We start from the raw sequence: 20,569 nt of genomic DNA on the forward strand, positions 1-20,569 counted from the left end.
AAAATTGGACGCCGATCACCCCGCCTGGGGGGTCAAAATTGCACGCCGAAACACAGCGACTTCCCGCAACTGCTGACCGGCGCGGGCAACCGGGTGCTGACCAACGCCTATCAGGCCGCGCAAAGCCCGCTGAAGGCGCTGGCCCGGCAGCGCACGGCATCTGACTTCCGGGCGCTCACCGTTCTGAAGCTGGGCGAATTCTCGGGGCTTCAGAAGCTGTCGGAGCATGGCGAAATCAGAGCCATGACCACGGGCGAGGCGAAGGAAGGCTATGCCCTCGAAACCTTCGGCGGCACCTTCGCGCTGTCGCGCAAGGCGATCACCAACGACGATCTGGGCGCCTTCGCCCGCTGGGGCGAGATGATGGGCCGCGCCGCGGCCGAGACGGAGTCCAAGCAGCTTCTGGCGCTGCTGGCGCAGAACGGCGGCGCGGGCATCAAGATGGATGACGGCAAGACCCTGTTCCACGCCGACCATGGGAACCTTGCAGCCACCGGCGCCGCGCTCTCCGAAGCGGCACTGTCGGCGGCCCGGCTGGCACTGCGGACGCAGAAGGGACTCGACGGCAAGACCCCGGTCAACGTGGTGCCGAAGTATCTGGTGGTTGCGCCTGCGCTCGAAACCGCGGCTGAAAAGCTGCTGGCGGCGATCAACGCTACCACTGCGGCCGACGTGAACCCGTTCGGCGGCAAGCTGTCGCTGCTGGTGGAACCTCGTCTGACGGGCAACGGCTGGTTCGTCTTCGGTGATCCGGCCACGGCGCCGGTTCTCGAATACGCTTACCTGTCCAGCGCGCCGGGGCCGCAGCTTTCCAGCCGCGACGGCTGGGAAGTGCTGGGCCGCGAATTCCGCGTGGTGCTCGACTTCGGGTGCGGCGCGGTGGGACTGGCGCGGCGCCTATCGCAACGCGGGGGCATGATGCTGGCCGACCTGATCCAGTTTCGTGACCGGCTGCGGGCGGCCCGATATGGCGGCGTCCGGCGCCTGCGCGACCAGAACGGCGAGGAAGTCGAATACAAGACCGACACCGAGATGGCCCGCGCACTGGCCGCGCTGGACGCCGAAATTCAGGGCCTCGCGCGCCGCCCCACTTCCATCATCCGCTTTCAGACCAGCAAAGGAGTCTGACATGAAGAACTTCGTTCAACCGGGCAACACCGTGACCATTCCGGCGCCCTATGCGGTCCTGTCCGGTCAAGGCGTGAAGTCCGGCCTGATCTTCGGCGTGGCCTGCGGCGATGCGGCCGAGGCGGCGGACGTGGACGTGCAGACCGTGGGCGTCTTCGATCTGGCGAAGGTCGGCACCGACACGTTCGCCCTGGGGGCTGCCGTCTACTGGGACGCCACGGCCCAGCTGGCCACGGCCACGGCAACCGGCAACTCGAAGATCGGCGCTGCGCTTGAGGCCGCCAGCAACACCGCTGCGACGGTGCGCGTCCGCCTCAACGGCGCGTTCTGACGCGGGGCCGTTCGTAGGGCACCGCCACACCCTGCGGGCTAAGCCTCGTGTCCGCTGCCCGGATCGCTTTTCCTTTCCCGATCCGGGCAGCGTCATCCCCTCACTTCAGCCATGGAGGTCGAGATGTCTGCTGTTTCTCCTCGTAACTACAGGGCCTTGCCCCCTCCGACTCCGCGACTTCTGTCGCGCCCGGAGGCAGCTGCCTATGCCGGGGTGTCGCCAAGCACGTTTGATAAACTGATGTCTGACGGCCTGATGCCTAGCCCTGTCCGGCTCTATTCGCGGACCCTCTGGGACGTTCAGGCGCTAGACGCCGCCATTGATTGCTTGCCCGACCGGGAGGAGTTGCCCAAGGTCAGCAACGAAGGCAACGAATGGGACGAAGTGCTGTCATGATGCGGAAGCCGCCGAAATACTGCCAAGGGTTCGTTGACCGTCACGGCCGGCCCCGGTGGTATTTCCGGCGGCCCGGCTATGAGCGCGTGGCGCTGCCCGGTCTGCCGTGGAGTCCTGCCTTCATGGCGGCCTATGAGGCTGCCAACAAGGGAGAACCCAACGTCGCCGGGGCAGGAGCCTCGAAGAGTCAGCCGGGCACCGTGGCGGCCCTCGTCGCCAGCTACTACCGCTCGTCCGAATATCTGAACCTGAAGCCGATTACGCAGCGGACGTATCGCAGCACCATTGAACCTTTCCGGGAACAGCATGGCGATAAGGCTGTGCTGAAGGTGAAGCGTGAACACGTCAAGGCGATCATCGCCAAGCTGGCCAATCGCCCAGCCGTGGCAAACAACTGGCTGAAGTCTATCAAGATTCTGATGCGCCACGCGGTTGAAACCGGAATGCGCCCGGATGACCCGACAATCGGCCTGCGCAAGCTGCGCACCGGGTCTTCTGGCTATCGGACGTGGACTGAAGCTGAGATCGAAAAGTTCTACGAGAAACACCCAACAGGCAGCCGTGCCCGTCTCGCGCTGGACCTCATGCTCTACACCGGGCAACGCCGCGCCGATGTGGTGCGGATGGGTCGTCAGCACATCCGGGACGGCATACTGACCCTTCGCCAGTCTAAGACCGGGACTGAGGTTGAAATCCCGTTGCATCCGGTCCTTCAGGCATCGCTGGAGGCTCTGCCCACCAAGAACATGACTTTCTTGCTGACCGAATATGGGAAGCCGTTCGCGACGGCTGGGTTCGGCAATTGGTTCCGGGACAGGGTGACTGAAGCCGGGCTGCCCGAGGGACTTTCCGCCCACGGACTGCGCAAGGCCGCTTGCCGCCGCTTGGCCGAGGCCGGATGCACCGGGCCGCAGATCATGGCCATTTCGGGCCACAAGAACCTCAAGGAAGTGCAGACCTACATTCAGGCCGCCGACTGTCTGGGACTCGCGCGGGAGGCGCTGAAGAAGCAGGTCGCGGCAGACGAAATGAGAACGAAGATTGTCAAACCCGCCGGGGAGGTTTGACAAAATGCCGCGTAACCAGTTGAAAAATAAAGATCGCGGCGCAGGGGTGGTAGGCCCGGAGGGACTCGAACCCCCAACCAAGGCGTTATGAGCGCCCTGCTCTGACCATTGAGCTACAGGCCCGGATGGAGTCCGGTTAAGGCCTCGCCGCAGGCGGGTCAAGCGTGCTTCGCGTTGCGAAGCCAGCGGAGATCGTCTAGAGCGGCCGCAGGCAGCTGCAGGGATGAAAGATGGCCGAACAGCAGAAGGGTCTGACCTACGCGGACGCAGGCGTGGACATCGACGCCGGCAACGCGCTCGTCGAGCGGATCAAGCCCGCCGCACGGCGCACGGCGCGTCCCGGCACGGTCTCGGGCCTGGGTGGGTTCGGCGCGCTCTTCGACCTGAAGGCCGCGGGCTACCGTGACCCGGTGCTGGTGGCGGCCACGGACGGGGTGGGAACCAAGCTGCGCATCGCCATCGACACGGGCGAGGTGGATACGATCGGCATCGACCTCGTGGCCATGTGCGTGAACGACCTCGTCTGCCAGGGGGCCGAACCGCTCTTCTTCCTCGACTATTTCGCGACGGGCAAGCTCGAGCTGGATCAGGCGGCCCGCATCATCGAAGGCATTGCCGAAGGATGCGCGGCCTCGGGATGCGCCCTCATCGGTGGCGAGACGGCCGAGATGCCGGGCATGTACCACAAGGGGGACTTCGACCTTGCGGGCTTCGCCGTGGGCGCGATGGAGCGTGGCGCGGACCTGCCTCGAGGGCTCGTGGCGGGCGACGTGCTGCTCGGGCTCGGGTCGAACGGTGTCCATTCCAACGGCTATTCCTTCGTGCGCAAGGTCGTCGAACTGTCGGGTCTTGCCTGGGACGCGCCGTCGCCGTTCGGCGGGGACAGCCTGGGGCGGGCGCTGCTGGCACCGACGCGGCTCTATGTGACGCAGGCGCTGGCGGCCGTCCGCGCGGGCGGGGTCCATGCGCTGGCCCACATCACGGGCGGCGGCCTCACCGAGAACCTGCCGCGGGTGCTGCCCGAGGGGCTGGGTGCGCGCATCAACCTCGGCGCGTGGGAGCTGCCGCCCGTGTTCCGCTGGCTCGCCGAGACCGCCTCGATGGCCGAGCCGGAGCTTCTCAAGACGTTCAACTGCGGCATCGGCATGATCGTGGTGGTTGCGGCCGACCGTGCCGACGCGATCGCGGCATTGCTCGAGGCCGAGGGCGAGACCGTCACGCGCATCGGCGAAGTGATCCCCGGCCAGGGTGTGAGCTACGACGGCCGCCTGCTGTGAAACGTGTCGCCGTCCTGATCTCGGGCGGAGGCTCGAACATGCTGGCTCTCGTGCGCAGCATGGTGGGGGATCATCCGGCGCGGCCGGTGCTGGTGGCCTCGAACGACCCCGGGGCCGCGGGGCTTGCCAAGGCGGCGGCGCTCGGCGTGCCGGTTGCGGCGGTGGATCACCGGCCGTTCCGGGGCGACCGCGCCGCCTTCGAGGCGGCCCTGCTCGAGCCGATCCTTGCGGCCAACCCGGACATCCTGTGCCTTGCGGGCTTCATGCGCGTGCTGACGGCCGATTTCGTTGCCCGGTTCGAGGGTCGGATGCTGAACATCCATCCCTCTTTGCTGCCCAGGTATCAGGGATTGCACACGCACCGGCGGGCGCTCGAGGCCGGCGACACCGAGGCGGGCTGCACCGTGCATGAGGTGACGGCCGCGCTGGATGACGGGCCCATCCTCGGACAGGCGCGGGTGCCGGTGCTGGCCGGGGATACGCCCGACAGCCTGGCCGCGCGGGTGCTTGCGCGCGAACATGTGCTTTATCCGGCCGTTCTGCGTCGTTTTGCATCGGGCGACCGCACGCCGATCTGGCTGACCTGACCCCAAGCGCCCATCGGTCTTTCCTTTTCTCCTCACGGCGCCTATAGCGGAAGGCGCGGGACGAACCCGTGTGAACCCCGAGACGCGGGATCTGGATGAAGACGATCACCACCACCGAGGCGCTGGCCGCCTTCTGCGAGGCCGCCAAGGCCGCCCCCTATGTCACGATCGACACGGAGTTCCTGCGCGAACGCACCTACTGGTCCAAGCTCTGCCTGATCCAGATGGCGCTTCCCGGCAAGAACGGCGAGGCGGTTCTCGTCGATCCGGTCGAGGCGCCCGACATGTCGCTCGAGCCGCTCTACGATCTGTTCCGGCACGAGCCGACGGTCAAGGTGTTCCACGCCGCCCGGCAGGATATCGAGATCTTCTTCGTCGAGGGAAAGGTGTTTCCCTCGCCGCTGTTCGACACGCAGGTGGCCGCGATGGTCTGCGGCTTTGGCGAGCAGGTGGGCTACGAGACGCTGGTCAAGAAGATCGCGCGCGAGCAGCTGGACAAGACCTCGCGCTTCACCGATTGGTCGCGCCGGCCGCTGAGCGACGCGCAGAAGACCTATGCCATTGCCGACGTGACGCATCTGCGGGTGATCTACGAGTGGCTCTCGGCCCAGATCGAGAAGAACGGCCGGCAGCGGTGGGTCGAGGAAGAGCTGGCGATCCTCACCGATCCCGAGACCTACACCGTCCGTCCCGAGGAAGCCTGGCTGCGGATCAAGACGCGCACCACCTCGGGCCGCTTCCTTGCGGTGGTCAAGGAGCTTGCGCGCTTCCGCGAGGAATATGCGCAGAAGAACAACGTTCCGCGCTCGCGGGTGCTCAAGGACGATGCCCTTCTCGAGATCGCCTCAACCCGGCCGACGAATGTCGAGGAACTGGGCCGCTCGCGGCTCTTGCTGCGCGAGGGCCGGCGGGGGGACATCGCGGACGGGATCCTCGCTGCCGTCAAGGCCGGGATGGAGGTGAAGGCCGAGGATCTTCCCAAGCCCGACCTGTCCCGCGAGCAGCTTCAGGTGAACCCGGCCCTGGCCGACCTGCTGAGGGTGCTGCTGAAGGCCAAGTCGGAGAGCCTTGGTGTGGCGGCCCGGCTGATCGCCTCGGCCTCGGATCTCGACGCCATCGCGGCGGGCGAGCGCGACCTGCCGACGCTCAAGGGCTGGCGGCTGGAAGCCTTCGGTGCCGATGCGCTGCGGCTCTGCCGGGGTGAGATCGCGCTCTCGGCCAAGGGCAACGATGTGCGGGTGGTCAAGCTCTGACAGGTTGCGCGGCGGCCGGGTGGCCGCCGCGGCACCTCAGCGGCGGCTGGTGAGGGCGTTGCCTGCCGCAACAACCGTGATCTGGTTGATCGAGCGGAGCTGGTAGGCCGACAGGAACGCCCCCACCGTGACCTCTCGCGAGGCCTGGGTCGAGACGGCCGCGGGGCCCGGCGGGGGCAGGGCGCGGAACTCGTAGGTGATCACGCCATCCTGAACCGGCCGCGCGACAAGCTCGGCGTTCCAGTAGCCCTGGGTGGGGGGCAGACCCACCGCGCGGATCACGGCGCCGCCCCGGTTCGGCTCCACGTCAAGCGAGACGATCTGCGCCATCAGCGGGCGCGCGTCCTGCGCCGGACCCGACGAGGCGACGGGGGCCAGGGTCGCGGGTGCGGCCTCCGAACCGCCGAACCAGTTCAGCGGATTGAGCCGCGAGCCGCAGGCCCCGAGTGCCAGGACCAGCGCGAGCCCCACGAGCAGCGGTCGTCTCATTCCTTCATCCCTCGCATCTTTTCCTGCCCATTGGCTAGCCTATGCGGCGGGCTTTGAAAAGCACGGGCGCGCAGGGCTGGACCTGACGCGGCTCGGTGATTACCTCTGGCGGCAGGAACGGAGAAGACCATGGCCACGCAAGCCTTCGAAGACATCGCCGAGACGTTCGACTTCCTGGACGACTGGGAGGACCGATACCGCCATGTGATCGAGCTTGGGAAGGCGATGCCCCCGCTGGACGAGGCGTTCAAGGTGCCCTCGACCAAGGTGGAGGGATGCGCGAGCCAGGTCTGGATCCGGCCGGTGATCGAGGGTGAGGGCGGCGCGGCGCGCTTCGACTTTCAGGGCGACAGCGATGCGATGATCGTGCGCGGCCTGATCGCCGTGCTGCACGCGCTCTATTCCGGTCTCACGGTGGCCGAGGTTGGGAAGGTCGATGCCGCGCACGAATTGACGCGCCTCGGGCTTGACCAGCACCTTTCGTCGCAGCGGTCCAACGGACTGCGCGCGATGGTCGAGCGGATCCGCCGCGTCTCGGCCGAGGCGGCGGCGGCCTGACGGTGCCTGCCGCCCTGCGCTTTCAGTACTGGCCGACCTTGGTGACGTCCGGGGCGAAGGCGAGATAGCCCGCGATCGCCTCGAGCCCTTCCCTGGGCGATTCGTAGGACCAGGCCGCGTCCCTCAGCGTGCCGTTGACGCCCACGATCGAGTAATAGCTCGCCTCGCCCTTGAAGGGGCAGGCGGTGGTCTTGTCGCTCTTGTCGAACATGACCATCGCCACATCCTCGCGCGGGAAATAGATCACCGGGTCGCGGCTGCCCTCGGTCAGTTCGATCGCGTTGAGGGTTTCGCCCAGAACAGCCGAGTCCGTCCGAATGACCCACTTGCCCTCGGCCTTGCGCAGGTGAATGTGATCGTTCATCGGAAAGTCCCTCACTGTGCTGCAATGCAGCAAATCATGCCGTCGCGTCAGCCGCGGGGCAAGAGGTCAAAGAGGCGCAGCCGCCGCCCCAAGCCAGGCGCGGGCCGGAGGCGAGAGGCGCGATCCAATCCTTTCGAGAACTTCCGCATGGTAGGCATCCAGCCATTCCCGCTCGGGCAGCGAAAGGCGGTGGGGCAGGATCAGCCGCCGGTCGAAGGGCACGAAGGTCAGGGTCTCGAACGACAACTGCCGGCGATGATCGCCGAGCGCCGGCGCTTCCTCGACGACGATCAGGTTTTCCAGCCGGATGCCGAAGGCGCCCTCGCGGTAGTAGCCCGGCTCGTTCGAGAGGATCATGCCCGGCTCGAGCGGCACCTCCGAGATGCGGGCAATCCGCTGCGGCCCCTCATGAACCGACAGGAAGGCGCCGACGCCGTGGCCGGTGCCATGATCGTAGTCCTGTCCCGCAAGCCACAGCGGGTAGCGCGCCAGCGCGTCAAGGTCGCGCCCGGCGAGGCCCTTCGGCCAGCGCGCGCGGCTGATGGCGATCAGGCCCTGCAGCACCCGCGTGTAGCACTCGCGCGCCTCCTCGCCGGGGTCGCCCACGGCAATGGTGCGGGTGATGTCGGTCGTGCCATCGGCATATTGCGCACCCGAATCGACGAGCAGCAGCTCGTCGCGCTGCACGGGGCGGTTGGACCCCTCGGTCACGCGGTAATGCATGATCGCGCCGTTGGGGCCTGCGCCGCAGATCGTGTCGAAGCTGATGTCGTGGAGCGCGTTGGTTGCCCAGCGGAAGCCCTCGAGCGCGGTCACCACGTCGATCTCCGTCAGCCCGCCCTTTGGCGCCTCGGCTTCGAGCCAGCAGAGGAACTCGACCATCGCCGCGCCGTCGCGCAGGTGGGCGTCGCGCATCCCGGCAATCTCGGCCGGGGTCTTGCAGGCCTTTGGCAGGCGGCAGGGATCGTCGCCCTCGGCGACCTCGATCCCGGCATCCTGCAGCTCGAGCGTCACGGCCAGCGGGGCGGTCTTGCGATCCACCTGAACCGGGCCGCCGAGCGTGCGCAGGGCCGGCACGAACGCCTGCGGCGGGCGCAGCGTCACGCCTTGGCCCAGATGCGCAAGGGTTGCCTCGTCGAACTTCGCGGCGTCGGCAAAGAGCGTCACGCGGGCGTCGTCATGCAGCACGGCAAAGGCATGCAGCACCGGATTGCGCGGCACGTCGGCGCCCCGGATGTTCAGCAGCCAGCAGATGGAGTCCGGCAGCGTCAGGACCGCCGCCTTGCGCCCGGCACGGCCAAGCGCAGCGGCGAGCCGTTGGCGCTTGGCCTCGCCCGTCTCGCCCGCAAGCGCGTCGGGATGGGCAAAGGCGCGCCCCATCGGTGCCTCGGGCTGGTCGGCCCAGAGCCGGTCGAGCGGGTTCTCCACCGCGCGCAGGCTGATGTCGGAGCCCGCCAGCGCCGCCTCGAGCCGCGCGATCTCGTCAGCCGTGTGCAGCCAAGGATCGAAGCCGATCACGCCTTGGGGAAGATTTTCACGCAGCCACTCTCCCGGCTGCACCTCGGGCCATGGGACGGGCGTGAAATGCCCCAGATCGACCTGATGCTTCACCTGAACCCGGTAGCGGCCGTCGATGAAGACGCCCGCGAGGTCGGGCAGCACGATGCAGAAGCCGGCCGAGCCGGTAAAGCCCGTCAGCCACTGGAGACGCTCGTCCCGGGCGGCCACATATTCGCCCTGATGGGCATCCGAGCGTGGAACGATGAACCCCGTCAGCCCGTCGGCCGCCAGCGCCGCGCGCAGCGCCGCAAGCCGGGCCGGCCCCTGGGCCGGGGAGGAAGTCGCATGGAACGTCTGGAACATCAGGCCACCCGCCGTTTGCCGATGCGCTTCTTCGGATCGGCGTCGAAAAGGGAGGCGAGCTGCTCGGTCATGGCGCCCGCCAGTTGCTCCACATCCGTGATCGTGACGGCGTGGGCATAGTAGCGCGTCACGTCATGGCCGATGCCGATGGCGATAAGCTCTACCTGCCGCTTGCGCTCGACCATCGAGATCACGTCGCGGAGGTGTTTTTCAAGATAGCTGGCCGGGTTCACCGACAGGGTGGAATCATCCACCGGCGCCCCGTCCGAGATCACCATCAGGATCTTGCGCGCCTCGGGGCGGTAGCTCAGGCGGCGGTGCGCCCATTCCAGCGCCTCGCCGTCAATGTTCTCCTTCAGCAGCCCTTCCTTCATCATCAATCCGAGATTTTCCCGCGCGCGCCTCCAAGGCGCGTCGGCGCCCTTGTAGATGATGTGGCGGAGGTCGTTGAGCCGGCCGGGCTGCTGCGGCCGCCCGGCGGCGAGCCACTTCTCGCGGCTCTGCCCGCCCTTCCAGGCGCGGGTGGTGAAGCCCAGGATCTCGACCTTGACCTGGCAACGTTCCAGCGTTCGCGCCAGCACGTCGGCGCAGATCGCGGCGATCGAGATCGGCCGGCCGCGCATCGAGCCCGAATTGTCCAGCAGCAGCGTCACGCAGGTGTCGCGGAACTCGGTGTCCTTCTCGACCTTGAACGAGAGCGGCGTGGTGGGGTTGGCCACCACCCGCGCGAGGCGGCCGGCATCGAGGATGCCTTCCTCGCGGTCGAACTCCCAGCTGCGGTTCTGCTGAGCCTGCAACCGGCGCTGGAGCTTGTTGGCAAGGCGGCTGACGGCGCCCTTCAGCGGCTCCAGCTGCTGGTCGAGATAGGCGCGCAGCCGCTCGAGTTCGGCGGGCTCGGCCAGATCCTCGGCGCGGATCTCCTCGTCGAAGTCGGTGGCGAAGACCGTATAGGCGGGATCGGCCTCGGAATACGGGGCAGGGGGAGGCGGCTCGAGCGGCGCCTCGCCCTCGGGCATCTCCACCTCTTCGCCCTGATCGGCGTCGGGCTGGTCCTCCATCGAGACCTGGGCCTGACTGTGATCCTGCTGTTCCTCCTGGCTGCGCTCGGGCTGCGCCTCGGGCGACTCGTCGGACTCGTCCTCGCCCTGGCTCTGCGACTCGTCCTCGTTGGTTTCCGCGTCCTCGCCCGCGTCGTCCTGCTCGTCCGTGTCGGGATCGTCGCCAAGCTGGTCGCCATAGCCCAGATCCGAGATCACCTGGCGGGCCAGTCGCGCAAAGGCCGCCTGATCGGCCAGCACCTCGTCGAGGTTCTGAAGCGTCCCGCCCGCCTGCTGCTCGATGAAACCGCGCCACAGCTCCATCACATTGTCGGCGCCGCCGGGCAGGGTGCGCCCCGTCGCCAGATGGCGCACGAGGTAGCCCGCCGCCGTGGCGAGCGGTGCATCCGAGGCCTGCGTGATCTGGCCATAGCCCTTGCGCTCGGCCTCGTGGCCGATCCGGGCGTCGATGTTGCCCGCGGTGCCCGGCATGGTGCGGGCGCCCACCGCCTCGCACCGGGCCGTCTCCATCGCCTCGTAGATCTCGCGCGCCATCTGGCCCTGCGGCAGGTAGCGCGTCGAAATTGCATCATCGTGATAGCGGCGGCGCAGCGCGAAGGCGTCGGCCGTGCCGCGGGCGAGCATCACCTCGTCGCGCGTCATCCGGCGGCTGACCTGCGGCAGGCGCATCCCCTCGCGGTTCATCCCCGCGGGATCGACCGAGAAGGTCACCGTCATGTCCGGGTCGTCGGCGAGCGTCTTGGTCGCCTCGGCGAGAGCCTTCTTGAACGGATCGGCGGGATTGTCGGTGGGCTTGCTCATGCCTCAGATAAAGCACCCGCGCGGGATGCCGACAAGGGGAGTCAGCGGAAGAGCTTCCACCGCTCGGCCCGTTCGAGCGCAAGCGTCAGGCGGTAGCGGTCCATGGCGAGGGCGACGGCCTCGGGATGCTCGCGCTCGAGCCGGGCCAGTGCGCGCAGCGGGGCCTTGACCCGCATCCGCGCCAGCAGGCCCACGACAAGAGCCGCAAGCAGCCCCGCGGCCAGCGCCATCAGGGCTGAGCCCGCCGCCATCCACACGGCGGCCGCGGCCATGAGGCCAGCCCCTGCCGCCAGAAGGCGCGCCTGCCGGCGCAAGGTCTCGAGGCGGCCGTGAAGCTCGGCCAGGCGTGCGGCGATCGCGGCCTGATCCATGTCAGCAGAAGAGCTTGTAGCGAGAGGCGCGCTCGGTCGCCATCACCATGCGGTACCGCTCGACCGCCGCCGGGTAGAGGTCTGGCTGCTCGGCCGCGAGCCGCTTGAGGTGCCGGCGCGCCGCGATCAGAGCAATCCCGGCGCTGGCCGATCCAAGGGAGGCGCCGACAAGAGCCAGCGCAAGCGCAGTGCCGACACCTCCGAAGAGGAGGAGCCCCAGCCCCGCACCGGCCAGAGCCAGCAGGTGACCGAGCGTCAGGATCTGGCGCCTGGCGCGCGCGCGCGCCGCCTCACCGTCCGCGATGCGACCGGCCAATGCCGCAACGCTCATTTCATCGCCATCGAGGCGGCGCTTTCCGGCAGTTCCTCGTTGAAGCAGCGCTGGTAGAACTCGGCCACGGTCTGCCGCTCGAGCTCATCGCACTTGTTGAGGAAGGTCAGCCGGAAGGCGTAGCCCACGTTGCGAAAGATCTCGGCGTTCTGCGCCCAGGAGATCACGGTCCGCGGGCTCATCACCGTCGAGAGGTCGCCGTTCATGAAGGCGGTGCGGGTCAGATCCGCCACCGTCACCATCTGGCTGATCTGACGGCGGCCCTTCTCGGTGTTGTAATGGGGGTTCTTCGACAGGACGATCGCCACCTCGGCGTCGTGGCTGAGGTAGTTCAGCGTGGCCACCAGCGACCAGCGGTCCATCTGGCCCTGGTTGATCTGCTGGGTGCCGTGATAGAGGCCGGTCGTGTCACCCAGACCCACGGTGTTGGCGGTTGCGAACAGGCGGAAGGACGGGTGGGGGGTGATCACCTCGTTCTGGTCCAGCAGCGTCAGCTTGCCGTCGGTTTCCAGCACCCGCTGGATCACGAACATCACGTCGGCGCGGCCGGCGTCATATTCGTCGAAGACGATGGCGCAGGGGTTGCGCAGCGCCCAGGGCAGGATGCCCTCCTGGAAGGTGGTGACCTGCTTGCCGTCCACCAGCTTGATCGCGTCCTTGCCGATCAGGTCGATGCGGCTGACGTGGCTGTCGAGGTTCACCCGCACGCAGGGCCAGTTCAGCCGGCTCGCCACCTGCTCGATGTGGGTGGATTTTCCGGTGCCGTGGTAGCCCTGGATCATCACGCGACGGTTGTAGGCAAAGCCCGCAAGGATCGCGAGCGTGGTGTCGGGATCGAACTTGTAGGTGGGGTCCAGATCCGGCACGCGGTCGGCGCGCTCGGCGAAGCCCTTCACCTTCATGTCGGTGTCGATGCCGAAGGTCTCGCGAACGGAAATTTCCTCAGTGGGTTTCACAGTCATGTCCAGCATTCCGTCCGCCTTGTTTCCACTTCGGGCGCCCGCTCGCGGCGCACCCGGCCTTTGATGAAACATATCGAGAGGGCCTGCAAGGGGAAGGGCCGGCCGCAGAGGGCCTTCGGCCGGCGGCGGCGCCAGGCCCTTTCCCGCCGGTGCGGCAGCGGGCAGGCATTGCGCCCTCCTGCCCGCACCCCGGATTCACTCGCGGAAGTAGCGGCTGTCCTTGATCTGGTCCCACGCCCAGACGACTTCCTGCAGCCGCTCCTCGTCGGCGCGGTTGCCGCCGTTCATGTCCGGGTGCAGGTCCTTGACGAGGCTCTTGTATTGCTTGCGGATCTCGAGCTTGGTCCAGGTGTCGCGCGCATCGAGGATCTCGAGCGCCTTGCGCTCGGTCGGCGGCAGCTTGCGCGTGGCGGTGCTGGCGACCTTGCCGGGGTTCTGGGTGGCCTTCTCGCCGAGGATCTCCATCGGGTCGTTCACGCCGAGGCGCGACCAGACGCGACCCTCGTCGGGGCGTTTGCCGAAGGGCTGGGTCTCGCGCCCCCAGAGCCGGTCCTTTTCGAGGATGCGCTTGATCTCTTCCTCGCCCGAACCCTGGAAGAAGTTCCACTTGAGGTTGTACTCGCGGACGTGGTCCTTGCAGAACCAGAAGAACTCGTCGAGCAGGTCGGGCGATTTCGGCGCGCGGTAGATGCCCGCCTCGGAACAGCCGGGATATTCGCACTGCCGGTTCGATGTCTCGAAGGCACCCGACATGCCCCGCCGCCCGGTCTTGCGCCGCTTCTTGTCCGAGGAGACCCGGATGTCGAATTCGAAGGGGGGGCGGTTCGTCATTTCTTCTGCCTTTCCGACTCGGAGGCGTGAGTTTAGGGCTTTGTGCGCCGGATTGAAGAGGGGAAGGCACGGGATGGGCGTCGTCGAGGAAATTCGTGATCGGCTGGAGGCGGCCTTCGCCCCGCATGAGCTTGAGGTGACGGACGAAAGCGAGAAGCATCGGGGTCACGCTGGCTGGCGTGAGGGCGGCGAGACACACTTTCACGTGAGGATGCGCGCGGGCGCGATGGCGGCGCTGAGCCGGCTTGAACGGCACCGGGCGGTGTATGCGGCGCTCGGGCAGGATCTTGTCGGGCGCATCCACGCGCTGGCGCTCGATCTGGAGGGCTGACGCAGCCGTTCTCGGGCGGCGCAGACCTGTCCGGCGGCCCGCGTGGGCCGCCGTGGCATGGATATTTGAGCGAGAATGAATGGAGCAGGGCGCGCGCGCCCGGAGAGGGAGCGCGCCCCGCCGGTCAGGCGCGGCTCACCTGGGGCGTGCGCTCGGCCTTCACCTGGAGGCGGCGGTCGTGCAGCACGGGCTCGGTGTAGCCCGAAGGCTGCTCGCGGCCCTTGAAGACCAGATCGCAGGCCGCCTGGAAGGCCGCGCCGTCGAAATCCGGCGCCATGGGGCGGTAGGCGGGATCTCCGGCGTTCTGCGAATCCACGACGGCCGCCATCTTCTTCAGCGCCGCCATCACCTGCTCTTGCGAGACAACCCCGTGGTGCAGCCAGTTTACCAGCGCCTGGCTCGAGATCCGGCAGGTCGCCCGGTCCTCCATCAAGCCCACGTCGTTGATGTCGGGCACCTTCGAGCAGCCCACGCCCTGATCGACCCAGCGGACGACATAGCCGAGGATGCCCTGGGCGTTGTTCTCGATTTCCTGCCGCAGTTCCGCGTCCGACCAGTTCACGCCCTCGGCCACGGGCAGGGTGAGCAGGTCGGCGAGGCTGCCGCGGGGGCCGCCGGCGGCGATCTCCTCCTGCCGCGCCTTCACATCCACGCGGTGATAGTGGGTGGCGTGGAGCGTCGCCGCCGTGGGCGAGGGCACCCAGGCGCAATTGGCGCCCGCACGGGGATGCACGATCTTGGTCGCGAGCATCTCGGCCATCCGGTCGGGCATGGCCCACATGCCCTTGCCGATCTGAGCCCGGCCGCGCAGCCCGCAGGCAAGGCCGATGTCCACGTTCCGGTCCTCGTAGGACGCGATCCAGCGCGAGGCCTTCATGTCGCCCTTCTTCACCATCGGGCCCGCCTCCATGCCGGTCACGATCTCGTCCCCGGTCCTGTCGAGGAAGCCCGTGTTGATGAAGGCCACCCGGTGCTTCGCCGCCCGGATGCACTCCTTGAGGTTGACCGAGGTGCGGCGTTCCTCATCCATGATGCCGAGCTTGACGCTGTAGCGGGGCAGGCCGAGCGCCTCCTCGACACGGGTGAAGATCTCGTCGGCAAAGGCCACTTCCTCGGGCCCGTGCATCTTGGGCTTCACCACATAGACCGAGCCGGTCACCGAGTTCCGCGGCCCTTCGGTCTTGCGCAGGTCATGCATGGCGCAGAGGGTCGTGGCGAAGGCGTCGAGCATCCCCTCGAAGATCTCCTCACCCGCCTCGTCCAGCACGGCGGGCGTGGTCATCAGATGGCCCACGTTCCGCACCAGCATCAGCGCCCGGCCCTTGAGCGTGATCGTGCCGCCATCGGGCGCCGTAAAGGACAGGTCCGGCGCCAGTTCCCGCACGAACATGCGCCCGGCCTTCGAGATCGCCTCGCGCAGGTCGCCGCGCATCAGGCCCAGCCAGTTGCCATAGGCCAGCGCCTTGTCCTCGCCATCGACGGCCGCAACGGAATCCTCGCAATCCATGATGGCCGACAGCGCGGACTCCATCCGGATGTCGGCCACACCCGCGCGGTCCGTCGCCCCGATCCGGTGCCTCCGGTCGATGTCGAGAATCAGATGCAGCCCGTTGTTCCCGAGGAGGATCGCGCTCGGTGACCCCGCCGGCCCCGCGTAGCCGGCCAATTGCGCAGGCTCCTTCAGCGCGGGAACGAGAGCGCCGTTCTCGATCCGGTAGCTCTCGACGTCGGCATGACTGCCCTCGGCGAGCGGCGCCACCTCGTCCAGGAACTGCCGCCCCCAGGCGATCACGCGCGCCCCGCGCTCGGCATCGAAGTCACCGGCAGGCGGCGCATCCCCAAGCGCGTCCGTACCGTAGAGCGCATCATAGAGCGAGCCCCAGCGCGCGTTCGCCGCATTCAGCGCGTAGCGGGCGTTCATCACCGGCACGACCAGTTGCGGACCTGCCACCTCGGCGATCTCGGGATCGGTGTTGCCGGTCTCGATCGTGAAATCCGGGCCCTCCGGCAGCAGATAGCCAATCCCGCGCAGGAAGTCGGTGTAGTCCTCGATGCTCGTGCGCTGGCCGCGCCGTTCCCGATGCCAGGCATCGATCCGCGCCTGCAGATCGGCGCGACGGTCAAGAAGCGCGCGGTTGCGCGGCCCCAGTTCGCGCACCATCCGGGCAAGCCCGCCCCAGAAGGCGTCCTCGCCGACACTCGTGCCCGGCAGGGCCTCACGCGCCACGAACTCGGCAAGGCGCGCGTCCACCTGCAACCCGTGCTTCTCGATCCGGTCGGTCAAGGCCCTACTCCCGCTGTTGACAATCTGTCGCAGCATTACGGACAAAGCTGCCGGCATTCAACCATCTGGTCATGAAAGATGACCAATCTTGCCGGCGCACCTCAAAGATCCAGGCAAAGCTGCCCCGGGTCGGCCCCGCGCCGTCCGCGTGTCCCCCGAACCGCCCGCATGTCCGACGGTTCCAGCAGATCCGGCGTGGGCAGGACAAGACGGCGGCGACCCTCGCGGATGGCCGTCGCCGGATCGACAAGCGGCTCGGGGTAGCGCCGCCCGAGAAGCTGCCGCGCGCCCTCCCAGCGCCAGGGCGCCTGCAGGAACATGTCGGGCACGTCGGCCAGCTCCGGCAGCCAGCGGCGGGTGAAGGCGCCTGCCGGATCGAGCGCCGCGGCCAGTCCCAAGGGATCCACGGGCCGGGCCAGCGCCGCCCGCCGCACCCGCGCCCGATGGACGGCGGGGGCATGGTCCGTCAGGCCCGCTGCGAGGACCGCACCCGACGTCCGCTCGCACAGACGCAGATGGTGCATCGCGACCGAAACCAGCAGGCCGCGCAGCCGCGCCGGCAGCCAGCCTGTCGCCGCCAGCGACCGGGCGGCCGCATCCACAAACGGCAGACCGGTCTCGCCCAGTCGAAGCGCCTCCTGCCGCGCCGCTCCCGAGGCGATACCATCCTTCATTCTCGCGAAAATATCCTCGGGGGGAGCCGCCCCTTCCGGGGCGGCCGGGGGGCAGACAGCCCCCCGCGCGACATCGGCCTTCGCAAGCGCCGCCCGAAATGTGCCGAGACTGCGTACCCAATCCCCCCCCGCCCCCTCCATCCGCGCCGTCACGGCCTCGCGCACTTCGTCTCTCGACAGCGTGCCGTTCGTCAGGTGCGGCGACAGGCGCGAGCAAATCCGCTCGGCCCGCAGTGGCCGGTCGCGCTCGTCCCGATAATGCTCGCCCCGCCGTTCCAGGAAGCTCTGCAACAACAGCCGTCCCTGCATCCGCCCGCCCGGCTGGCGGTGCGGGCAACGGTCCTCGGCGATCCTGAGGGCGCGGGCCGGGGGGATCGGCCCCGGCTCGACCCCCGGCAGCGGAGTGAGCGTCGCAGGCGCACCGGGCCCCGGCGCGAGGGCCGTGAACTCCACCCCCGCGGCCGCCGCCCAGGCCTGAACCCGTCGATCAAGCGCATGGCAGGCGGGATCCTCGATGCAGAGGATGCGTCCGATCCGGTGCAGACGGCAGAGCTTCTCGAGCACGGACAGGGGATCGCCCACCCGCAGGGCGAGGGGCGCGCCAAGCGCCGCAAGCGACTCGCGCAGGTCCTGCAGGCACTCGGCCCGAAAGGCCCATTGCCGCCCCGATCGGGCCGGGTCCGCCCATTCCGACGGATCGACGATCACGAGGGGCAGCACCGGCCCGTCCGCACGCGCCAGCGCCGGGTGATCCGTCACCCGCAGGTCATTGCGAAACCACACCAGAACATTCATGGAACACGGCTTAGCGGATCGGGCGGGAAGGGCAAGGGTCTCGTGGCCCCTCGGGCGTCGCGGCGCGAAGGGCAGCCGATAGGCACGACCCACCCCCCGCAGCGTCATCGCCCTGAAACCAAGCCTTGCGATGAAGGGGCGACCCCCGCGACCCGGCGCGGCGGGCCTTGCGCGCGGCGCGGCGCGGGCTAGGCTGAAGGTCCAGGAGAAGATCATGACTGACACGCCGATCCGCCTCGCCGATTACCGCCCCCCCAGCCATCTTGTCGAAACCGTCTCGCTCGTCTTCCGTCTGACGCCGGGCCAGACGCGCGTCCTGTCCGAGATCCGGTTCCGGCCGAACCCGGCCCTGCCGGGGCGGCACGACCTGCGCCTTGATGGTGAGGGGCTGAAGCTCATCTCGGCCGCGGTCGATGGCGCGCCCGTCACGGCCTCTCCCGACGCGACCGGCCTCACCCTGCCTGCCGCCGGCCTGCCCGAGGGCACCTTCACCTTCTCGGCCGAGGTCGAGATCGACCCGGCCGCCAATACCGCGCTCGAGGGGCTCTACATGTCGAACGGCATGTATTGCACGCAATGCGAGGCCGAGGGCTTTCGCAAGATCACCTTCTATCCCGACCGGCCCGACGTGATGGCGCCGTTCCGCGTGCGGATCGAGAGCGACCTGCCGGTGCTGCTGTCGAACGGCAACGAGGTCGCCTCGGGGCCGGGCTGGGCGGAGTGGCACGATCCCTGGCCGAAGCCCGCCTATCTTTTCGCGCTGGTGGCGGGCGATCTCGTGGCCCACAGCGCGGGCTATACCACCATGTCGGGCCGCGACGTCGCACTGAACATCTGGGTGCGGCCGGGCGACGAGGCGCGCTGCGCCTATGCGATGGACAGCCTGATCCGGTCGATGAGATGGGACGAAGAGGTCTATGGCCGCGAATACGATCTCGACGTGTTCAACATCGTGGCGGTCGATGATTTCAACATGGGCGCAATGGAGAACAAGGGGCTCAACATCTTCAACTCGAAGTATGTGCTGGCCCTGCCCGAAACCGCGACCGACGAGGATTTCGCCCGGATCGAGGCGATCATTGCGCATGAATATTTCCACAACTGGACCGGCAACCGGATCACCTGCCGCGACTGGTTCCAGCTGTGCCTGAAGGAAGGGCTGACGGTCTCCCGCGACCAGCAGTTCAGTTCCGACATGCGATCGGCCGCGGTGAAGCGGATCGAGGATGTGCTGACGCTGCGCGCGCGGCAGTTCCGCGAGGATGACGGGCCGCTGGCCCACCCGGTCCGCCCCGAGGAATATATCGAGATCAACAACTTCTACACCGCGACCGTCTACGAGAAGGGGGCGGAGGTGATCGGCATGCTCAAGCGTCTCGTCGGCGACGAGGGCTATGCGAAGGCGCTTGACCTCTATTTCCGGCGCCACGACGGGCAGGCGGCGACCATCGAGGACTGGCTCAAGGTCTTCGAGGATGCCACGGGCCGCGATCTTTCGCAGTTCAAGCTCTGGTATTCCGAGGCCGGGACACCGCGCCTCAAGGTCTCGGACCGGTTCGAGGCGGGCCGCTACACGCTGGAGTTCGAGCAGCTGAACCCGCCGACCCCGGACCAGCCCGTGAAGCGCCCCAAGGTCATCCCGATCGCCGTGGGCCTTCTGAATCCGAACGGCGACGAGGTGGTGCCGACGACCGTCCTCGAGATGACCGAGTCGCGCCAGAGCTTCAGCTTCGGCGGGCTGGCGAGCCGCCCCGTCCCGTCGATCCTGCGCGGCTTCTCGGCGCCCGTGGTGCTGGAACGCGAAACCTCGCCCGAGGAGCGCGCCTTCCTGCTCGCCCATGACACCGACCCGTTCAACAAGTGGGAGGCGGGCCGGGCGCTCGCGAAGGACGTGCTGGCACGCATGGTGACCGAAGGCGCGCAGCCGGGGCCGGACTGGCTCGATGCGCTGGCGCGGGTGGCGGTGGACGATGCGCTCGACCCCGCCTTCCGTGCGCTCGCCCTGCGGCTGCCGGGCGAGGATGACATGGCGCAGACGCTCCATTCCGCGGGCCATGTGCCCGATCCGGCGCGCATCCATGCCGCGCGCGAGCGGATGGCCGAGGCGCTGGCTGAGCGGCTCGAGCCGCAACTGGGGGCGCTGATCGACGCGCTGGCCGAACCGGGGCCCTTCTCGCCCGAGGCGCGGGCCGCGGGGCGGCGGGCGCTGCGGCTGGCGGCGCTGGGCCTCGTGACCCGGTGCGACGGGGGCGCGCGCGCCGAGGCCGCCTTCCGTGCGGCCAACAACATGACCGAAGAGGTTGGCGCGCTGGCCTGCCTGCTCGAGATCGGCCGGGGGCAGGAGGAACTGGGCCTCTTCGAGACCCGGTGGAGCCGGGACCGTCTGGTGATGGACAAGTGGTTCGCCCTGCAGATCCTCCATGCTTCGCCCGACCAGACGGGCGCGACGGTCGAGCGGCTGACGGCCCATCCCGCCTTCGAATGGAAGAACCCGAACCGCTTCCGCTCGGTCGTCGGGGCGCTTTCGGCCAATCATGCGGGCTTTCACCACGCTTCGGGCTCTGGGTACCGGCTGCTTGCGGACTGGCTGATCCGGCTCGATCCGCTGAACCCGCAGACGGCGGCGCGCATGTCCACCGCCTTCGAGACGCGGGCGCGCTATGACGCGGACCGGCAGGCCATGATGCTCGCCGAACTCGACCGCATCCTCGCCACCCCCGGCCTCAGCCGGGATCTGGGCGAGATGGCCGGGCGGATGAGGCGCGGGTGAGGAGGGGAACCTTGGCCCGAAACAGGCGTTCTGACCGGCGGATGACTG

20 protein-coding genes and 1 tRNA gene are annotated in these 20,569 nt (G+C 68.2%); 10 read left to right on the forward strand and 11 right to left on the reverse strand.

Features of this window, described 5'->3' with window-relative positions:
* From FG154_RS03830 to FG154_RS03850, 4 genes are all read left to right on the forward strand, one after another.
* On the forward strand, nucleotides 1-1,128 hold a 1,128-nt coding region (locus tag FG154_RS03830), incomplete at its 5' end, for a phage head-tail joining protein (protein WP_222120549.1).
* Between the two features lies 1 nt (nucleotide 1,129).
* Nucleotides 1,130-1,459, forward strand: a complete 330-nt coding sequence (locus FG154_RS03840; RefSeq protein WP_145104527.1) for a DUF2190 family protein — start codon at nucleotides 1,130-1,132, stop codon at nucleotides 1,457-1,459.
* Nucleotides 1,460-1,699: 240 nt separating this feature from the next.
* Entirely contained in the window at nucleotides 1,700-1,855 is a 156-nt protein-coding gene (locus FG154_RS21385; RefSeq protein ID WP_246100124.1) for a hypothetical protein, read from the forward strand.
* A 122-nt stretch (nucleotides 1,856-1,977) separates the two neighbouring features.
* Nucleotides 1,978-2,922 carry a tyrosine-type recombinase/integrase gene (locus tag FG154_RS03850; RefSeq protein ID WP_186312286.1) on the forward strand — a complete coding sequence of 315 codons (945 nt, stop codon included), beginning with the start codon at nucleotides 1,978-1,980 and terminating at the stop codon, nucleotides 2,920-2,922.
* Nucleotides 2,923-2,969: 47 nt separating this feature from the next.
* Here the strand turns inward: FG154_RS03850 and FG154_RS03855 are convergent.
* Nucleotides 2,970-3,045, reverse strand: a tRNA-Ile gene (locus tag FG154_RS03855).
* Nucleotides 3,046-3,152: 107 nt separating this feature from the next.
* Between FG154_RS03855 and purM the strand changes: the two genes are divergently transcribed.
* From purM to rnd, 3 genes are all read left to right on the forward strand, one after another.
* Nucleotides 3,153-4,199: a phosphoribosylformylglycinamidine cyclo-ligase gene (purM, locus tag FG154_RS03860; protein ID WP_145104532.1), complete on the forward strand. Its 1,047-nt coding sequence runs from the start codon at nucleotides 3,153-3,155 to the stop codon at nucleotides 4,197-4,199.
* Nucleotides 4,196-4,786, forward strand: a complete 591-nt coding sequence (purN, locus tag FG154_RS03865) for a phosphoribosylglycinamide formyltransferase (RefSeq protein ID WP_145104534.1) — start codon at nucleotides 4,196-4,198, stop codon at nucleotides 4,784-4,786. The genes purM and purN overlap by 4 nt, the downstream gene beginning before the upstream one ends.
* 95 nt (nucleotides 4,787-4,881) lie before the next feature.
* Nucleotides 4,882-6,039 (forward strand): ribonuclease D, encoded by a 1,158-nt coding sequence (gene rnd / locus FG154_RS03870; RefSeq protein WP_145104536.1) that lies wholly within the window; start codon nucleotides 4,882-4,884, stop codon nucleotides 6,037-6,039.
* A gap of 36 nt (nucleotides 6,040-6,075) precedes the next feature.
* Here rnd and FG154_RS03875 read toward each other — a convergent pair whose 3' ends face one another.
* Nucleotides 6,076-6,528: a hypothetical protein gene (locus tag FG154_RS03875; RefSeq protein WP_145104537.1), complete on the reverse strand. Its 453-nt coding sequence runs from the start codon at nucleotides 6,526-6,528 to the stop codon at nucleotides 6,076-6,078.
* Nucleotides 6,529-6,657: 129 nt separating this feature from the next.
* Here FG154_RS03875 and FG154_RS03880 point away from each other — a divergent pair, with 129 nt between their 5' ends.
* On the forward strand, nucleotides 6,658-7,086 hold the full coding sequence (locus tag FG154_RS03880) for a SufE family protein (RefSeq protein ID WP_145104539.1): 429 nt from the start codon (nucleotides 6,658-6,660) through the stop codon (nucleotides 7,084-7,086).
* A 22-nt stretch (nucleotides 7,087-7,108) separates the two neighbouring features.
* On the opposite strand, the gene FG154_RS03885 is transcribed toward FG154_RS03880, so the two are convergent.
* The 7 genes from FG154_RS03885 to FG154_RS03915 form a co-directional block, all read right to left on the reverse strand.
* Nucleotides 7,109-7,450: a DUF427 domain-containing protein gene (locus tag FG154_RS03885; RefSeq protein WP_145104541.1), complete on the reverse strand. Its 342-nt coding sequence runs from the start codon at nucleotides 7,448-7,450 to the stop codon at nucleotides 7,109-7,111.
* A gap of 66 nt (nucleotides 7,451-7,516) precedes the next feature.
* On the reverse strand, nucleotides 7,517-9,313 hold the full coding sequence (locus FG154_RS03890; RefSeq protein ID WP_145104543.1) for an aminopeptidase P family protein: 1,797 nt from the start codon (nucleotides 9,311-9,313) through the stop codon (nucleotides 7,517-7,519).
* Entirely contained in the window at nucleotides 9,313-11,172 is a 1,860-nt protein-coding gene (gene cobT / locus FG154_RS03895; protein WP_145104544.1) for a cobaltochelatase subunit CobT, read from the reverse strand. Before cobT ends, FG154_RS03890 begins: the two co-directional genes overlap by 1 nt.
* Nucleotides 11,173-11,213: 41 nt before the next feature.
* Nucleotides 11,214-11,543 (reverse strand): hypothetical protein, encoded by a 330-nt coding sequence (locus FG154_RS03900; protein WP_145104546.1) that lies wholly within the window; start codon nucleotides 11,541-11,543, stop codon nucleotides 11,214-11,216.
* 1 nt (nucleotide 11,544) lies between these two features.
* Nucleotides 11,545-11,874 (reverse strand): hypothetical protein, encoded by a 330-nt coding sequence (locus FG154_RS03905; protein ID WP_145104548.1) that lies wholly within the window; start codon nucleotides 11,872-11,874, stop codon nucleotides 11,545-11,547.
* The gene (gene cobS / locus FG154_RS03910) at nucleotides 11,871-12,908 is read right to left on the reverse strand and encodes a cobaltochelatase subunit CobS (RefSeq protein WP_145104550.1); all 1,038 of its coding nucleotides are present in this window, start codon (nucleotides 12,906-12,908) and stop codon (nucleotides 11,871-11,873) included. Before cobS ends, FG154_RS03905 begins: the two co-directional genes overlap by 4 nt.
* 123 nt (nucleotides 12,909-13,031) lie before the next feature.
* Nucleotides 13,032-13,667, reverse strand: a complete 636-nt coding sequence (locus FG154_RS03915) for a J domain-containing protein (RefSeq protein WP_011910020.1) — start codon at nucleotides 13,665-13,667, stop codon at nucleotides 13,032-13,034.
* A gap of 73 nt (nucleotides 13,668-13,740) precedes the next feature.
* Between FG154_RS03915 and FG154_RS03920 the strand changes: the two genes are divergently transcribed.
* A complete protein-coding gene (locus FG154_RS03920; RefSeq protein ID WP_145104552.1) occupies nucleotides 13,741-13,998 on the forward strand; it encodes a BolA family protein in 258 nt (85 codons plus the stop codon).
* A gap of 124 nt (nucleotides 13,999-14,122) precedes the next feature.
* Here the strand turns inward: FG154_RS03920 and FG154_RS03925 are convergent, their stop codons facing one another.
* A complete protein-coding gene (locus FG154_RS03925) occupies nucleotides 14,123-16,282 on the reverse strand; it encodes a malate synthase G (protein WP_145104554.1) in 2,160 nt (719 codons plus the stop codon).
* Between the two features lie 101 nt (nucleotides 16,283-16,383).
* Nucleotides 16,384-17,751 (reverse strand): FAD-binding domain-containing protein, encoded by a 1,368-nt coding sequence (locus FG154_RS03930; protein WP_145104556.1) that lies wholly within the window; start codon nucleotides 17,749-17,751, stop codon nucleotides 16,384-16,386.
* 214 nt (nucleotides 17,752-17,965) lie between these two features.
* On the opposite strand from FG154_RS03930, the gene pepN reads away from it, so the two are divergent.
* A complete protein-coding gene (pepN, locus tag FG154_RS03935; RefSeq protein WP_145104558.1) occupies nucleotides 17,966-20,521 on the forward strand; it encodes an aminopeptidase N in 2,556 nt (851 codons plus the stop codon).
* Nucleotides 20,522-20,569: the final 48 nt, after the last annotated feature.

Source organism: Cereibacter sediminicola (genome assembly GCF_007668225.1).
Lineage (GTDB): Bacteria > Pseudomonadota > Alphaproteobacteria > Rhodobacterales > Rhodobacteraceae > Cereibacter_A > Cereibacter_A azotoformans.

Bases quoted from the DNA above. Each gene is read 5' to 3' on its own strand.
- FG154_RS03840 (WP_145104527.1), top strand. From the start codon at position 1,130: ATGAAGAACTTCGTTCAACCGGGCAACACCGTGACCATTCCGGCGCCC.
- FG154_RS21385 (WP_246100124.1), top strand. From the start codon at position 1,700: ATGTCTGACGGCCTGATGCCTAGCCCTGTCCGGCTCTATTCGCGGACC.
- FG154_RS03850 (WP_186312286.1), top strand. From the start codon at position 1,978: ATGGCGGCCTATGAGGCTGCCAACAAGGGAGAACCCAACGTCGCCGGG.
- purM (WP_145104532.1), top strand. From the start codon at position 3,153: ATGGCCGAACAGCAGAAGGGTCTGACCTACGCGGACGCAGGCGTGGAC.
- rnd (WP_145104536.1), top strand. From the start codon at position 4,882: ATGAAGACGATCACCACCACCGAGGCGCTGGCCGCCTTCTGCGAGGCC.
- FG154_RS03875 (WP_145104537.1), bottom strand. From the start codon at position 6,528: ATGAGACGACCGCTGCTCGTGGGGCTCGCGCTGGTCCTGGCACTCGGG.
- FG154_RS03880 (WP_145104539.1), top strand. From the start codon at position 6,658: ATGGCCACGCAAGCCTTCGAAGACATCGCCGAGACGTTCGACTTCCTG.
- FG154_RS03885 (WP_145104541.1), bottom strand. From the start codon at position 7,450: ATGAACGATCACATTCACCTGCGCAAGGCCGAGGGCAAGTGGGTCATT.
- FG154_RS03890 (WP_145104543.1), bottom strand. From the start codon at position 9,313: ATGTTCCAGACGTTCCATGCGACTTCCTCCCCGGCCCAGGGGCCGGCC.
- cobT (WP_145104544.1), bottom strand. From the start codon at position 11,172: ATGAGCAAGCCCACCGACAATCCCGCCGATCCGTTCAAGAAGGCTCTC.
- FG154_RS03900 (WP_145104546.1), bottom strand. From the start codon at position 11,543: ATGGATCAGGCCGCGATCGCCGCACGCCTGGCCGAGCTTCACGGCCGC.
- FG154_RS03905 (WP_145104548.1), bottom strand. From the start codon at position 11,874: ATGAGCGTTGCGGCATTGGCCGGTCGCATCGCGGACGGTGAGGCGGCG.
- cobS (WP_145104550.1), bottom strand. From the start codon at position 12,908: ATGTTTCATCAAAGGCCGGGTGCGCCGCGAGCGGGCGCCCGAAGTGGA.
- FG154_RS03915 (WP_011910020.1), bottom strand. From the start codon at position 13,667: ATGACGAACCGCCCCCCCTTCGAATTCGACATCCGGGTCTCCTCGGAC.
- FG154_RS03920 (WP_145104552.1), top strand. From the start codon at position 13,741: ATGGGCGTCGTCGAGGAAATTCGTGATCGGCTGGAGGCGGCCTTCGCC.
- FG154_RS03930 (WP_145104556.1), bottom strand. From the start codon at position 17,751: ATGAATGTTCTGGTGTGGTTTCGCAATGACCTGCGGGTGACGGATCAC.
- pepN (WP_145104558.1), top strand. From the start codon at position 17,966: ATGACTGACACGCCGATCCGCCTCGCCGATTACCGCCCCCCCAGCCAT.